This is a genomic window from Janthinobacterium aestuarii (assembly GCF_046113285.1).
GTDB lineage: Bacteria > Pseudomonadota > Gammaproteobacteria > Burkholderiales > Burkholderiaceae_D > Janthinobacterium.
On the sequence record NZ_CP142524.1, the window covers coordinates 2,784,161 to 2,798,509 of the forward strand.

17 protein-coding genes and 1 pseudogene are annotated in these 14,349 nt (G+C 64.1%); 9 read left to right on the top strand and 9 right to left on the bottom strand.

The window, feature by feature from the left end; translation table 11 throughout:
- Positions 1 to 14: 14 nt before the first annotated feature.
- The 3 genes from OX462_RS12455 to OX462_RS12465 are packed head-to-tail and all read right to left on the bottom strand — an operon-like array spanning position 15 to position 3,530.
- A complete protein-coding gene (locus OX462_RS12455; protein ID WP_409028556.1) occupies positions 15 to 1,133 on the bottom strand; it encodes a sulfotransferase family protein in 1,119 nt (372 codons plus the stop codon).
- Positions 1,134 to 1,166: 33 nt separating this feature from the next.
- Positions 1,167 to 1,796 (bottom strand): adenylyl-sulfate kinase, encoded by a 630-nt coding sequence (gene cysC / locus OX462_RS12460; protein WP_070218576.1) that lies wholly within the window; start codon positions 1,794 to 1,796, stop codon positions 1,167 to 1,169.
- 24 nt (positions 1,797 to 1,820) lie between these two features.
- On the bottom strand, positions 1,821 to 3,530 hold the full coding sequence (locus OX462_RS12465; RefSeq protein WP_409028557.1) for a methyl-accepting chemotaxis protein: 1,710 nt from the start codon (positions 3,528 to 3,530) through the stop codon (positions 1,821 to 1,823).
- Positions 3,531 to 3,953: 423 nt separating this feature from the next.
- Here OX462_RS12465 and OX462_RS12470 point away from each other — a divergent pair, with 423 nt between their 5' ends.
- Positions 3,954 to 5,561 carry a hypothetical protein gene (locus OX462_RS12470; RefSeq protein ID WP_139143838.1) on the top strand — a complete coding sequence of 536 codons (1,608 nt, stop codon included), beginning with the start codon at positions 3,954 to 3,956 and terminating at the stop codon, positions 5,559 to 5,561.
- An 88-nt stretch (positions 5,562 to 5,649) separates the two neighbouring features.
- Here the strand turns inward: OX462_RS12470 and OX462_RS12475 are convergent, their stop codons facing one another.
- Both OX462_RS12475 and OX462_RS12480 read right to left on the bottom strand, forming a co-directional pair.
- On the bottom strand, positions 5,650 to 7,014 hold the full coding sequence (locus OX462_RS12475) for an amino acid permease (protein ID WP_070291489.1): 1,365 nt from the start codon (positions 7,012 to 7,014) through the stop codon (positions 5,650 to 5,652).
- 139 nt (positions 7,015 to 7,153) lie between these two features.
- Complete coding sequence (locus tag OX462_RS12480) at positions 7,154 to 7,609, bottom strand: acyl-CoA thioesterase (protein WP_409028558.1); 456 nt, start codon at positions 7,607 to 7,609, stop codon at positions 7,154 to 7,156.
- Positions 7,610 to 7,752: 143 nt separating this feature from the next.
- Here OX462_RS12480 and OX462_RS12485 point away from each other — a divergent pair, with 143 nt between their 5' ends.
- From OX462_RS12485 to OX462_RS12495, 3 genes and pseudogenes are all read left to right on the top strand, one after another.
- Positions 7,753 to 8,481, top strand: coding sequence for a GntR family transcriptional regulator (locus OX462_RS12485; protein WP_409028559.1), 729 nt, complete (start codon positions 7,753 to 7,755; stop codon positions 8,479 to 8,481).
- Positions 8,456 to 9,223: an SDR family NAD(P)-dependent oxidoreductase gene (locus OX462_RS12490; RefSeq protein WP_409028560.1), complete on the top strand. Its 768-nt coding sequence runs from the start codon at positions 8,456 to 8,458 to the stop codon at positions 9,221 to 9,223. Before OX462_RS12485 ends, OX462_RS12490 begins: the two co-directional genes overlap by 26 nt.
- Positions 9,224 to 9,238: 15 nt before the next feature.
- Positions 9,239 to 9,442 (top strand): annotated as a pseudogene (locus OX462_RS12495) (aspartate racemase); the annotation flags it as partial.
- 57 nt (positions 9,443 to 9,499) lie between these two features.
- Here the strand turns inward: OX462_RS12495 and OX462_RS12500 are convergent.
- Entirely contained in the window at positions 9,500 to 9,970 is a 471-nt protein-coding gene (locus tag OX462_RS12500) for a heme-degrading domain-containing protein (RefSeq protein WP_409028561.1), read from the bottom strand.
- Between the two features lie 83 nt (positions 9,971 to 10,053).
- Here OX462_RS12500 and alkB point away from each other — a divergent pair, with 83 nt between their 5' ends.
- Positions 10,054 to 10,716: a DNA oxidative demethylase AlkB gene (gene alkB / locus OX462_RS12505; protein WP_409028562.1), complete on the top strand. Its 663-nt coding sequence runs from the start codon at positions 10,054 to 10,056 to the stop codon at positions 10,714 to 10,716.
- Here alkB and OX462_RS12510 read toward each other — a convergent pair.
- Genes OX462_RS12510 through OX462_RS12520 form a run of 3 tightly spaced genes read right to left on the bottom strand, consistent with a single transcriptional unit; the run spans position 10,688 to position 11,767 of the window.
- On the bottom strand, positions 10,688 to 11,119 hold the full coding sequence (locus OX462_RS12510; RefSeq protein WP_180279018.1) for a hypothetical protein: 432 nt from the start codon (positions 11,117 to 11,119) through the stop codon (positions 10,688 to 10,690). The two genes, alkB and OX462_RS12510, sit on opposite strands and share 29 nt — an antisense overlap.
- A 36-nt stretch (positions 11,120 to 11,155) precedes the next feature.
- Complete coding sequence (locus tag OX462_RS12515) at positions 11,156 to 11,413, bottom strand: hypothetical protein (RefSeq protein WP_070291483.1); 258 nt, start codon at positions 11,411 to 11,413, stop codon at positions 11,156 to 11,158.
- A gap of 21 nt (positions 11,414 to 11,434) precedes the next feature.
- The gene (locus tag OX462_RS12520) at positions 11,435 to 11,767 is read right to left on the bottom strand and encodes an ArsR/SmtB family transcription factor (RefSeq protein ID WP_070312472.1); all 333 of its coding nucleotides are present in this window, start codon (positions 11,765 to 11,767) and stop codon (positions 11,435 to 11,437) included.
- 127 nt (positions 11,768 to 11,894) lie between these two features.
- Between OX462_RS12520 and folE2 the strand changes: the two genes are divergently transcribed.
- The 4 genes from folE2 (at position 11,895) to OX462_RS12540 (ending at position 14,304) form a co-directional block, all read left to right on the top strand.
- Positions 11,895 to 12,806, top strand: a complete 912-nt coding sequence (gene folE2, locus OX462_RS12525; protein WP_409028563.1) for a GTP cyclohydrolase FolE2 — start codon at positions 11,895 to 11,897, stop codon at positions 12,804 to 12,806.
- A 33-nt stretch (positions 12,807 to 12,839) separates the two neighbouring features.
- Positions 12,840 to 13,007, top strand: a complete 168-nt coding sequence (locus tag OX462_RS12530) for a hypothetical protein (protein WP_175445233.1) — start codon at positions 12,840 to 12,842, stop codon at positions 13,005 to 13,007.
- 86 nt (positions 13,008 to 13,093) lie between these two features.
- On the top strand, positions 13,094 to 13,912 hold the full coding sequence (gene blaOXA, locus OX462_RS12535) for a class D beta-lactamase (RefSeq protein ID WP_070312470.1): 819 nt from the start codon (positions 13,094 to 13,096) through the stop codon (positions 13,910 to 13,912).
- A complete protein-coding gene (locus OX462_RS12540; protein ID WP_083287869.1) occupies positions 13,909 to 14,304 on the top strand; it encodes a hypothetical protein in 396 nt (131 codons plus the stop codon). The genes blaOXA and OX462_RS12540 overlap by 4 nt, the downstream gene beginning before the upstream one ends.
- Positions 14,305 to 14,349: the final 45 nt, after the last annotated feature.

Genomic DNA, 14,349 nt, shown 5'->3' on the forward strand with positions numbered 1-14,349 from the left:
GGTTTTGATAGGTGTTAGTCGCTGACGACAAACGCGCCCTGGTCGAGTTGATCCAGCGTGACGATGGTGCTGCTGCCCTGCGCGCCGCTGGCCTGGCTGAGCCGTGCATGCAGCTGGGCCAGATAGTCGGCGCGGCAGCGGCGCAGCACGTAATCGCGGAAGTTATCCTGTTCCAAGGCGTGCCAGGCGCGTTCGCGTCCTTGCGCCGAGCGCTTGCCGGCCAGCTCGATCAGCGCCGGCGTGATGTTGGCGTCGCCGCGGCTCAGGCGCGCGTAGCCGTAGCGGTCCATATACGGGCCAGTGAGCGTTTCGATGAGGTTGATGTCATCGTCCGATAGTTGCTGCCTGAATTTGTCGATGTTGGTCGCGATCGGCGCATGGCAGTTGGCCGACCAGAGCGATGACAACTGCGCGATTTGCCGCGCCTCCGCCGACGCGGCCACGTCCAGCATTTGCGGCAGGAAGGCGATGCCGAGAAAATCACATACCGTTTCCAGCGTCTCTTGTTGCCGCGACAGGAAATCTTCATAGCGTATCGTCAGCACGCGCCGCGGATAGCGTTGCACGCCATGGTCGGCTGCCGCATGGGCGGCCAGCCAGGTCCTGGCATTGAGCAGCGTGTCGAAATCGTGGATGATGGCGCGGTTCATCGACGCCACTTGCGCGCGCGGATCGCGCACCACGTTCAGGAACAGCATGTCGGGATATAGCCGCACGATGTCGTCGGCGTAGTGCACGCTGTCGAGCGACTTGTCCATCACCACCTGCGCCTGGCGGCGTTCGCCCGCGCGCAGCAGCAGCTCCCACGCCACGCGGTGGATGCTGCGCGGCTGGCCGCGCAGCGTCTCGAACACTTCCACCGGATCGAAGACGACCCCCGGCCACTTGACCATGCTGGCCGCCGCCAGGCCCACCACATCGACCACCAGGCGAAAGTAGGCGCGGTCATCGCGCAAGTCGCCGTACAGGGGCAGCAGCGGCATCATGTCAACCAGGTGCAGTGGATACGGCGAATAAAACTGCGGCGACAGGTTCAGGCGCAGGCGCAGGGCATGGCTGCCGCAGCGGCGCAAGGGGATCATCATGACGGGGCGCGGGCGCGCGCCTTGGCCGGGATGGTGGCTGCTGATCATCTCATCATTCCTCGAAAAGGTGGCCGCGCGGCATCAGATGAAGTGCGGGCACAGTTGCTGGAACAGCCGCTCGCAGGCCTGTTCCAGCGACAGCACGCCCGTGTCCAGCATAAGCGCCGGCGCCAGCGGTGCCTCGTAGGGCGCGGAGACGCCCGTAAATGCAGGGATCAGTCCGGCTCGCGCTTTTTTGTACAGTCCCTTGGGGTCGCGTTCCTCGCATAGCGCGCTCGGCGTGCTGATATAGGCTTCGATAAAATTGTCACTGCCGATGATCTGGCGCGCCATCTCGCGGTCGCTGCGCAGCGGCGAGATGAAGGCGCAGATGACCATCATGCCGGCATCGTTCATCAGCCTGGCCACGACGGCGCTGCGGCGGATGTTTTCCTGGCGATCGCGGGGAGAGAAACCGAGGTCTCCATTCAGGTGGTGCCGCATATTGTCGCCGTCGAGCACGCAGCTCAGGTGACCCTCGGCCAGCAGCCGCCTTTCCAGCGCGTACGCCAGCGTCGACTTGCCTGCGCCGCTCAGGCCGGTCAGCCACAGCGTCGCGCCTTGCTGACCGGCCAGCAGGCCCCGTTGCTCCTTGCCGATATGGCTTGCATGCGGGAAGATGTGCGTCGCTACCACTTCGCCCGCAGCGGCGATCTGTTCCAGTTTACCCACGTGTGCCACTCCCCCGTTGCCGGCTCAAAACTGTTCCCACTCGATTTCGCTGGGCTTGGCGACGGCCGGACGAGCCGGCATTGCCGTGGCGGGCGCGCGCCGTACCGCCGGCGGCGGTGGCTGACGGCTGACCAGGCGCAGTCCCGCATCGCGGCCGCCAGCGATGTTGCCCACGCGGAAGACGCTGACGACATCGTTCAGGCTGTTGACCTGTTCCTGCATCGCTTGCGCTGCGGCGGCGGCTTCTTCGACCAGTGCCGCATTTTGCTGCGTCACATTGTCCATTTGCGTCACGGCCATATTGATTTGCTCGATGCCAGCGGATTGTTCCTGGCTGGCGGACATCATTTCAGACATGATGCCGGTGACGCGCTTGACGCTGGCGACCACCTCGTGCATGGTCGATCCTGCCTGTTCGACCAGCCGGTTGCCGGCCTGGACCTTGTCGACCGAGTCGCCGATCAGGTCCTTGATTTCCTTGGCTGCGGCGGCCGAGCGCTGCGCCAGATTGCGCACCTCGGTGGCCACCACGGCAAAGCCGCGCCCCTGTTCCCCGGCACGGGCCGCCTCGACCGCCGCGTTCAGCGCCAGGATATTCGTCTGGAAGGCGATGCCGTCGATGACGGCGATGATGTCGACGATCTTGCGCGCCGAGACATCGATGGCCGCCATGGTGTCGACCACCTGCGCCACCACGGCGCCGCCCTTGGTGGCGACATTGGAGGCCGATTCGACCAGCCCGTTGGCCTGGCGTGCATGGTCGGTGTTGATGCGCACGGTGCTGGTTAGTTCTTCCATGGATGAAGCGGTTTGCTCCAGCGTACTGGCCTGCTGTTCCGTGCGCGAAGACAAGTCCAGGTTGCCCATGGCGATCTGGCCTGCCGCCGTGGCGATGGTCTCGGTGCTGGCGTGAACTTGCTGGACGATCTGCGCCAGGCTGTCGCGCATCGATTGCATGGCGTGCAGCAGGCTGTGCGTGTCGCCGGGGCGGGTATGAATGGGCACGGCCAGGTTGCCGCTGGCAATCTGCCCGGCGATCGCCGCCGCTTCGTCGGGCTCGCAGCCGAGTTGGCGCGTCACGCTGCGCGTGATCAGCACGGCGGCCAGCAGGCTGGTGATGAGGGCCAGCGAGCCGATGCTCAGCATCACCAGGCGCGCCTGGCTGTAGGCCGCCTCGGCCATGCTGGAAGCATCGTTATTCTGCTTTTCCTCGACGGCGATCAAGGTGCGCAGCAATTCCCACCAGCGCTTTTGCACGGGGCGGAATTCATAGCGCAGCAGTTTGTAGGCATCGTCCTGCTTGTGCTCCAGCGCCAGCGCGGCGGCCCGCTGAATGAAGGGCGCCGCCAGGTCGCTTTGTGTGCGGATCTGTTCGAGCAGGCTTTTTTCTTCGCTCGAGGTGCCTTCCAGCTTGGCGAACATTTCCCCCAGCTTTTGCTGGGCAGCGGCGTATTTTTTTTCCTGCTCCGCGATGCGCGCGACCTCGATCTGGATCTCCTTCTCCTCCTTCAGCAAAATCAGATTGCGCAGCGCCAGCGCCCGCTCGGTCACTGTCAAGTCCATAGTCTGGGCCAGCCTGGTTTCGACGTTGTTGACCTTGGTTGCTTCATCCATGCGGTCCTGGATTTGTCGCATGCTGGTCAGCCCCAGCGCGATGACCAGCAACAGGAACAGGGCGACCAGGCCAAAGCCCATGCCGAGCCGCTTGGCGATGGTTAAGTGCATAAATTTCATATTGCCTCCTTAAGGCCGTGCTTGCGGTTCCGAATAAGCATATGCAGCTTTATTACGAAGCACTCAGCGATCATATTGATTGCGGGCCGGCGAAATATCACACTTAGTCACTTTCATCATTTGAGCAACAGTAGAAATTTACTTGTGGCAACTGTTCAAATTGAGTTAGATGGCGAACACCTGCGAACGCTGGCATGGCGGCGGAGCATGATTTGTATCAAGAATGAAAAATTTTCATGCTCCCTTGCGCTCATGATTTCACATTTCACGTCGTTATAGCAGTGTCTGCTTAGCGCTTGAGATGCGACCCATCCCATGCTCTGAGAAAACATGGCAGTACTCGACGGCTACCAGTTATCAAAAAATGAAAGTTATGCATACTTTACCTAACCACCCATCTTCGTTTAGCAAGGCATAAGACCCATGACCTCCGTCTCCTCGATCCCGAGCTGGAATCCAAGTCCCTCACGCGCGCCCAATGCCGCTGCCACCAAGGCGGATGCCGCGCCGTCTCCGGCGCCGAGCCCGTCCTCCATTGTTGACATCGGGGCGACGCAAGCCGTCGCGCAGCTGCTGCCTTCGCCGACGATATGGGAAAGCGCGACGCGCAACAAGGTGAGTGAGGCGATGACAAAGAGTTTTTCTTCGCATGCGTTTGGCGGCCGCTTCAGCGGCCTGGGCGCGGCCATGCTGGGGCAGGCCAAGCTGGGCAACTACAATTTCTCGCAGGCGATGCGGCAGCCGCCGCCGAGCACCACGCCGAATGTCTATGCGGCGTCCGGCATCGCGCCGGGCAGCCTGCATGGCAATGGCGAAGACAAGGTTACCCTCAGCATCACGACCAAAAGCGGTGTGGAAGTCAAGCTGTCGCTCGACAGTCAGGGCGACGGCCTGGCCGTGAGCATGACGACCAGTGGCGACCTCAGCGACGCTGAAGCCAGCGCCCTGGGCGACCTGGCGAAGGGTTTTCAGGACGCCATCGATGGCATGGGACGGGATACGCCGAAAATCAAGCTGGAAGGCTTGATGCAGTTCGACCAGCAGTTGCTGGCGTCGGTGAAACTGCATGCGGAAGTCAAGGTGCGCGGCGAGATAGAGGGCGTGCAAACCCTGGATTTCCAGGCCGATGGCGCGCAGCGCCAGGTCAGCTTCAGCGGCGAGGCCGGCTCCCTGGACCTGAAGGTCGACGCCAGCCAACTCAATACCCTGGGCAGTCGCGAACGGCAAGCCAAGGCGCTGGGCAGCTACATGAAGCAGTTCGACCAGGCGGCGTCGCGCGGTCATGGCGACGCGGGCCTGGTGGCCATGCTCAAGGATAGCTTTACGGCCTTGCACAGCAATACCGCCGCGCCGCAAGCGGCCACGGACACACCCGAGACGGGCAAGTGGCGCCTGGCGGCCGAGGACAAGTCCATCCTGACGGGGCTGGCCGATTTCAGCGCCTCCGTATCGCAGGCCGTGAAATTCAGCAATCCCATGCGCAGTTCGGAAAAGGATGGCTTCAATTATGAAGTGTCGCAAAAGACGCTGCAGGCCGGCGCCAGCCAGGACGAGCGGTCAGTCAGGCAGCAGCAGCAATCGAAGCTGAGCGCCAGCTTCCATGAGACCCTCGTCCCCGGCGTGCCGCTGCGCCTGACGGACAGCACGGAATCGCAGAACTATACGTATCATCAGATCGAGGATACGGCCAGCAGCGATGCGCAGGTGGCCTACAAGGATGGCAAGATGGTGAAGGCGAGCTTGCGGCAGGAGGGCAAGCAGTCCGAGCATGTCATGAAGTATTTCCTGGCCAAGCTGGAATCGGACAAGACCATACCAGGCAATTATTCTGTGCTGCGCGATTTGCTGCCCGTGCTGGGACCGTACCGGACCGGAGAGCTCGGCATGACGCCCGAGAAGAAGGCGGAGCAGCGCCAGCAGGCGATGCTGACCTTGAGCGACGATGTGCTGCTGCAATCGTATGCGGGCCAGACCGTCAGCATGTGGCGAACCGATGCACAGCCGGAAGAGGGCGGAGCCGCCGTCGCGTAGACATGACCGCGCGTCCATGCAAAAAGCCCGTCTGCGAAGACGGGCTTTTTGCTTGCTTGTTGCTTGGCTGGATGCGGCGCAAAACAGCCTATGCCTTGGCCTTGTTTTGCTTGATCCAGTAGCCGACGCCCAGCGCGGCCAGCCACACGGGAATCAGGTAGACGGAGATGCGCAGGCCCGGCGTCAGGTACATGATCACCAGGATGCCGGCCAGGAACACCAGGCACAGGTAGTTGGTGAACGGGTAGCCCAGGCTCTGGAACAGGGTCGTCTTGCCCTCGGCCTTCTTTTGCGCGCGGAAACGCAAATGGATCCAGCTGATCATGGCCCAGTTGATGATCAGCGCCGACACGACAAGGCCCATCAGCACTTCGAACGCTTCGCCCGGCATGAAGTAATTGACCACCACGCAGGCGCCCGTCGCCAGCGCGGACACGCCCAGCGCCACCAGCGGCACGCCGCGGCGGTTCAGGTGCAGCAGCGCGCGCGGCGCATTGCCTTGCTTGGCCAGGCCGAACAGCATGCGCGTGTTGCAGTACACGCCGCTGTTGTAGACGGAGAGTGCCGCCGTCAGCACCACCACGTTCAGGGCCGTGGCCACCAGGTTGCTGTCGAGCGCATGGAAGATCAGGACAAAAGGGCTGCCGCCGGTGACGACGTTTTGCCACGGGTACAGCGACAGCAGGATGCCGAGCGCGCCGATGTAAAAGATCAGGATACGGTAGATGGCCTGGTTGGTGGCGCGCGGAATCGTCGTGCTCGGATCATCCGCCTCGGCCGCCGTGATGCCTACCAGCTCCAGGCCGCCGAACGAGAACATGATGACGGCCATGGCCATCACCAGCCCCTGCCAGCCATTCGGGAAAAAGCCGCCGTGCTGCCACAGGTTGGCCACGGACGCCTGCGGCCCCGCGTCGCCGGAAGCGAGCAGATACGCGCCGAAGACGATCATGCCGATGATGGCGACCACCTTGATGATGGCGAACCAGAATTCCATCTCGCCAAAGGCTTTGACATTGAGCAAACTGATGGCGTTGATCGCGCAGAAGAAGATCAGTGCCGAGACCCAGGTCGGCACGCCGGGCCACCAGTACTGCACGTAGATGCCGACGGCCGTCAGCTCGGCCATGCTGACGAGCACATACAGTACCCAGTAATTCCAGCCCGACAAAAAGCCGGGCAGGTGGCCGCAGTATTTGTCGGCGAAATAGCTGAAGGAGCCGGCGACGGGTTCGTCGACCACCATCTCGCCCAGCTGGCGCATGATCAGAAAGGCGATGACGCCGGCAATGCCATAGCCGAGCAGCACGGAAGGGCCGGCCATCTTGATGGTTTGCGCGATGCCCAGAAACAGGCCGGTGCCGATGGCGCCGCCCAGGGCGATGAGCTGGATGTGGCGGCTTTTCAGGCCGCGCTTGAGCTCTTGTGGTTCGGTATTCCCGACTGCCGTCATATGTTTTATCCTGTTTTTACGGGGCTGAGGTCGCTGATTCTAAAGCATGCACGGGCAAAGCAGGAGCGAAATGCATGTTGCACTGCGGAGGCGCAAGAAACGCCCCGCATCTTCGCCGAACGGCGCGCAAAACGGCGGCCTAGTCCTGCCCGCGCGGCGCGCCGGCCGCGACGATGGCCGGTTCATACACGGCCAGGAACTCGGGCGGCAGGCGGCGCGCGCGGCCGCTGCTCAATTCGATGCAGATCAAGTCCCAGCGTCCGCGCACGACGGTGGCGCCGTCGCTGTCGCGGATCAGCTGGAAGCGCCGTTCCATGCTGGAGCGCCCATCGCTGGCGCACAGCCAGGTGGCCAGGGTCAGCGCTTCGCCGGCCCGCGTCGGCAGCAGGTAGTCGTATTCGCCGCGGCGTATCGCCATGGCCCGGTCCAGGCGCCGGTAATCGTCGAGGTCCAGCCCCAGTGTGGCCGAGTGGTGCCAGGCGATATGCTCGCACCAGCGCACGTAGACGGCGTTGTTGGTGTGCTGCAAGCCGTCGATGTCGCCCGGTTCGGGCGTGACGGGCAGGGTGTGGGCGTGCGGATAATCCCAGTTCAAGAGCGCTCCTTTCGATGCGGTGGCGGCTGATTGTACGTGCTTGCGGTGTTTACTTGTTTCCTGTCTGCGGCGCACGTCTGGAAAAACACTGTTTTTCACATTGATGTATGATGCATCATAATTTCAAAAGATCAAAAATACGCATGAAGCACCAATTGGACAGTCTGCAACACGTCAACCTGGGCAAGTCCGTGTACGCGATGCTGCGCGAGGCGCTGGCGGCAGGACGCTACCAGCCGAATGAGCGGCTGCGCATCCGCGAGCTGGCGCTGCAGCTCGGCACCAGCGTCACGCCCGTGCGCGACGCCATGCTGCAGCTGGTGCAGGAAGAGGCGCTGGTGCTGCGCTCGCCGCGCGATTTCCGCGTGCCCGTGCTCAGCGTGGCGCGCTACCTGGAAATCCGCGCGCTGCGGCTGGAACTGGAAGGGCTGGGCGCATTCGAGGCGGCGCAGCGCATCGACGCCGCCACCCTGGCCGACCTCGAACGCCTGCTGCAGGCGAACGAAGAGGCGATTGCGCGGCACGACTTGCCGGCGGCCCTGCAATGCAACCAGGCGTTTCACCTGGGCCTGGCGCAGGCGGCCGGCATGCCGACGTTAAAACGCTTCGTCGACCACCTGTGGATGCAGACGGCGCCCCTGATCGCCGCCGGCTACGCCAGCTTTTCGCCCGACATGCGCGTCGGCCACCACCACGCCATCATCGCCGCGCTGCGCCAGCGCGACGGGGCGGCTGCGCGGCGCGCCATCGAACAGGACATTCTCGACGGCGGCACGCAGATGCTGGCGTATGTGATGCGCCAGGAGCGCATCCACGCCGGCGCAACACAACTAGACAAGGAAGCACATGACGCAGAACACGTACCAGACTGAACAGAAGATTGAACAGAAAACGGCCATCGTCACGGGCGCCAGCCGCGGCATCGGCCACGCCGTGGCCGAGCGCTTCCGCAGCCTGGGCTGGCGCGTGATCACCGTCTCGCGCAGCCCGATTCCGGGCGGCTGCCCGCGCAGCCAGGAGCACAACACGCATGTGTGCATGGATCTGTCGGACCTGAGCCAGATCGGGCAGATGGTCGACACCCTGCGCCCCATGCTGGGCGACGCCAAATTGCACGCGCTGGTGAACAACGCGGGCGTGTCGCCGAAGGGGGCGGGCGGCTCGCGCGTCAATTCGCTGACGACCGACATGCAGACGTGGCAGGAAATGTACAACACGAATTTCTTTGCGCCGCTGGCCCTGACGCGCGGTTTTGCGCAGGAATTGTCGAACGCGCACGGCGCCGTCGTGAATCTGTGCTCGATCGCCGGCTACCGCGTGCACCCGTTCGCCGGCTCCGCCTACGCCAGCTCGAAGGCGGCGCTGGCGTCGCTGACGCGTGAGATGGCCAACGACATGGCGCCGCTGAACGTGCGCGTGAATGCCATCGCGCCGGGCGAGATCGACACGGCGATTCTGTCGCCGGGCACCTCGCACATCGTCGACACGCAAATCCCCCTGCGCCGCCTGGGCACGACGGCCGAAGTGGCGGATCTGGTGGAGTTCCTGTGCAGCGAGCGCGCCTCGTACATCACGGGCGCGGAAATTCCCATCGACGGCGGCCAGCGTATTTAATCCAGGAGGAAGATCATGAGCAAACATATCGGCATCGTCGGCTGCTCGGCCGAAGGCGCGGCCCTGTGCTACCGCACGATTTGCGAAGAGGGCGCGCATGCGCTGGGAGCGTATGAACATCCGGAAGTGACGCTGCATACGCCGCCGCTGGCGCGCTATGTGGCTTGCCTGAATGCAGGCGACCTGGCCGGCGTGGCCGAACTGATGCTGGCGTCGGCGCTCGATTCCACGCGCTTGCTGGCGCGCGCCGCCCTGCGCCGGGCGCTGGACGCCTGACTATTTGTCCAGCTGTGCCTGCAGGGCCGCCACCACCAGCGCGTGATCGTCCGCCTGCGCCAGGCCGGACACGGTGACCGTGCCGACCAGTCCCACGCCGCGTATCAGCAGGGGAAAGGCGCCGCCGTGGCCCGCGTACTCGACGTCGTCGAGGTACTTCACGTCTTCGAAGGTGCTGCCGCGGCTTTTATACGAGATGCCCATGTAGTAGGAGCTGCGGCAAAAGCGCTGCACCGTGTTGTTTTTGCGGCGTATCCAGTCCGCCTGGTCCGCCGTGGCGCCCGTCATGGCGTGGTGGAACAGGACCTGGCCGTTGCGCGTGATGTTGACGGTGACGGCCTTGCCCCGCTTGCGCACTTCCTCGACGATCCACAGGCCCACAGCCAGCGCCGCATCGTTGTCGAAGCGTTCGAATTGCAGGGATTCTTCCTGCTGCGCCAGGGTGTGCAGCAAATCGGCGTAATGATCCATCGTGGAGGCGGGTGGTAGTGGCTGGAAGCGCTACTGTAGCGCACCGTGGGGGCTTTTTGTGTAATGCGGCTAAAATAGGCGGCATGAACCTGTCCCTGTTTGCCGATGAAGACGACGTCCCGGCCGGACCGGTGCCGCTGGTGCACGGCTCGTCCGCGTCTGTCCTGCTGCGCCGTTTTGCGCTGCCGTATCTGCCCGAGCTGCTGCCGGCGCTGGACGCCATCGTGCTGGCCGCGCCCCTGCGCCACATGGCCACGCCGGGCGGTTTGCGCATGTCCGTGGCCATGAGCAATTGCGGCCCCCTGGGCTGGGTCACGGATGGGCGCGGCTACCGCTATGCGCGGCTCGATCCCGCCAGCGGTGTACCCTGGCCGCCCATGCCGCCCGTGTTCCTGCGCCTGGCGCAGCAAGCGGCGCTGGCGGCCGGCTATCCGGGCTTCACGCCCGACGCCTGCCTGGTCAACCGCTATGCGCCCGGCGCGCGCATGGCCCTGCACCAGGACCGCGACGAATGCGATTTCAACGCGCCCATCGTTTCCGTCTCGCTCGGTTTGCCCGCCACCTTTTTGTTCGGCGGCGCCGAGCGCAGCGACAAGGCGGCCCGCATCGCGCTGCTGCATGGCGACGTGGTGGTGTGGGGCGGCGCCGACCGCCTGCGCTTCCACGGCGTGGCGCCGCTGAAGGAGGGCGAGCACGCGGTGCTGGGCGCGCAGCGCATCAATTTGACGTTTCGCAAGGCTGCCTGAGCTGGCGCCACGGCGTGGCCGGCTTGACGATGTAATGCGCATGCACATGGCGCCACGGAATGGCCAGGTAGACCAGCACCACGAACGCGCATTCAAACGCGGTTGCCGCGGTGGCGGGATCGATCTGGCCGTTCAGCCATTGCGGCAGCGGCACGAGCAGCAGCCAGATGGTCTTCCACAGCGCCTCCCACAGCAGCAGGGGCAGCATCTGCAGCGGATAGCGCAAGCCCAGCAGACATAGCAGCGAAAACGCGGCCAGCATGCAGTTGACGGTGCCCCGCGCCAGTTCCCACGGCGCGTGCGGCGTGACGACGCCGGGCCACAGCACGCTGCCCAGCCCCAGGACAACCAGCAGATACATGGCGCGCAGCGCATACAGACGGGCGGTCGATACGGTATTCATGGTGCTCTCCTGCTTGTGGGTTGGCAGCGTCAGGGTTTACTCGACTTCCTTGAGGATGGTCTCCAGGCTGCCCAGGCGCGCCTGGATCTGCGCCACGGAGGCGTTCAATACGGCCAGCGACGCTGCCGTTTCCGCCTGCGCGGCGGCCATGGACCTGGCCAGTTCCTGGTAGGCGCCGTCCTGCGCCAGCCGGGCGCGCGCCTGCACGATACCGGACGTATATTTGAAGGCGAAGATGATGACGGCGGCCGTGCAGGGGAAGAAGAAGGCGGCGAAAAAGATATTTTCAGACATGATGACCTCTACAGTTCAGGATTAATCGGCATTGGGAGTGAGCGAGGACGCCGCGGCGGCGATGCTGGCGGGCGTCAGCAGCAATTCAAATGGGCTGGCCTCGAAGTAATTAAGGGCCTTGCCGTCATGCGACAGTTCCAGCTGGCTGGTGACGAGTCCCGCGTGTTCCAGCTTTTGCAGGTGCAAATGCAGCAAGGGCCGGCTGATGCCCAGGTCGCGCGCCAGCTGGCTGATGTAGTTGCGCCCGCCGCTGGCCAGCGCCGCGATGATGCGCAGCCGGTGCGGATTGTCGAGCGCCGCCAGCATGGCCAGCAAGCGGTCGCCGGTGGGGCGGGGTGTATTTGTATCTGTCATGTGTCAACATTATCTGACATGTGTTAGCGAGTCAAGATAAATCATTCGCCGCATTAATGCAGGATACTTGCAAATACGGCGCTTTTTCTCCATGATATGCAACTTATTTGCATATGGAGCCTTGATCATGAAGCGCGATTCCCTTTCTTCGCCCCTGCCCGACGTGGCGGCCGGCCCCCATCTTGGTCACCCCTTGCCATTGGAATGGGTCGGCATGCAGGGCATCGCCTTGCCGCTGTGGCTGGAAGAGGGCGGGCAGGCGCAGCAAGTGCATGCCTGGGCCGACGTGCACGTCGATCTGCCCGATCCGCGTGTGAAGGGCATCCATATGTCGCGCCTGTATCTGCTGCTCGACGCGTTTGCCGCCGCGCAGCCGCTCGATGCGGGCGCCCTGGCCGCCGTGCTGCGGCGCATGGTGGACAGTCACGCCGACTGCGGCAGCACGCAGGCGCGCATCGCGCTGGCGTTTCCCGTGCTGCGGCGCCAGCCGGCGCTGCTGACGGCGGGGCTGGCGGGATGGAAATCGTATCCCGTGCGGCTGCAGGCCAGTATTTCTCCGCAGGGTTTTGCCCTGTCCCTGACGGTGGAGATCGGCTACTCGTCGACCTGTCCCTGTTCGGCGGCGCTGGCGCGGCAATTGCTGGCCGAGGCCTTTGCGGCGCAGTTCGGCAAAGGCGGCATCGACGGCGCAGCCGCCAGCGACTGGCTGCAGGAACACGCGAGCCTGGCCACGCCGCACAGCCAGCGCAGCACGGCGACGGTGACCGTGCCATTGACGCAGCAGGCGGAGCTGGACTTGTTTCCCCTGATCGACTGGGTGGAAGCGGCGCTGGCGACACCCTTGCAGACGGCCGTGAAGCGGGCGGACGAACAGGCGTTTGCGCGCCTGAATGGTGCTAATCTGATGTATGTGGAAGACGCGGCCCGCCGCGTGCAGGCGGCGCTGGCGCCGCATCATGCGCAGGCGCGTGTTACCGTACGGCATATGGAAAGCCTGCATCCGCACGATGCCGTGGCACAGGCGGGCCAGCTTGCCTGAACTTTTCACTCAACCACCGTGGAGGAAGACCGCATGCCGGAGAACATCACGCAGGAGCCGGGCGAAGACAGCCTGGAAGAGGAACTGGAGCGCGAGCGGCGCGAGCATGCGCTGATCGACGAGGAGAAGCTGGGCATGGACGAGCTGGAAGAGGAACACTTGAAGCGGGAACGCCAGCCGGGCGCGCCGGCGGGGCGCTAATGCGCATGCACTGCATCAGCGCTGGCATCGCGCCGCGCCGCCCGGTACAATTTCGCTTTGTCATTCTCCCTCAGCCCCGGAGTCCCATGAAATATCGCGCATTGTTCCAGTTTATCCTCGGCCTGACAGGCGCCGTCCTGGCCGGCTCGCAAGCCCATTCCGCCACCATCTGCACCGCCATGGCCGACGCCAGGACAGGCGCCGTCCTGCTGCAGGAGGGCAATTGCATCGACCGCGTTACCCCCGCGTCCACGTTCAAGATCGCGCTCAGCCTGATGGGCTATGACGCCGGCTTCCTCAAGGACGAGCACAAGCCCAGCCTGCCATTCCGCCAGGGCTATGTGGACTGGGGTGGCGAAGCGTGGCGCCAGGATACGGACCCGTCGCGCTGGATGCAGTACTCGGTGGTCTGGTATTCGCAGCAGATCACGCAGGCGCTGGGCGCCGAGCGCTTCCAGAAATACGCCAAGGCTTTGCGCTACGGCAATGCGGACGTCTCGGGCGACCCGGGCAAGGATAACAGCCTGGAACGCTCGTGGATCAGCTCTTCGCTGAAGATCTCTCCGCTGGAACAGCTGGGTTTCCTGCGCAAACTGGTCAACGATCAATTGCCCGTCACCAAGCAGGCCATGGAGCAGACGCGACGCCTGACGCGCCTGGCGGACGTGGGCGGCTGGCAAGTGCATGGCAAGACGGGCGCCGCCTTCCCGCGCAAACCTGACGGCAGCTTCGACGAAGCGCATGGCTACGGCTGGTTCGTGGGATGGGCCAGCAAGGGCGGGCGCAGCATCGTGTTCGCGCGCCTGGTGCAGGATGAGCAGAAGGGCCAGCAGTCCGCAGGCTTGCGCACGCGCGAGGCCATGCTGAAGGAATTGCCGGCCCTGCTGGAGCAGGCGCAGAAGTGACGGCCAGCATCGTCGCCGCCACCTTCATCGCTACCGAGGGCGAGTACCTGGAAGCCGTCATCGAGGTGGGCGGCCAGCGCCTGCACGTGATGGACGAGTTCGGCGGCGGGCAACTGGCCGCCGGCACGCAAGTCCAGCTCGAACTGTGGCCCATGGCCAGCGAAATCGATGACTGGGACGCCATCTTCCGCGCCAATCCTGGCCGGGAAAAGCGCCTGGTGCGCCTCGATGGCTGGCGCTACCTGGCGCTCGGCATCGTGACCCAGGTCGATCCCGTCGTCTGCGATTGCGGCCTGCTACAGCTGGAAAACCCGTTTACGACGCATGACGGGCGCTGCGTGGGCGCGTATGTCGGCGTCACCTTGGCGCGCCTCGATGCTTGCCTGGCGTAAATTCCGGCCCGCTTTGTTGCCCGCCCTATATACTTGCTGAAACGG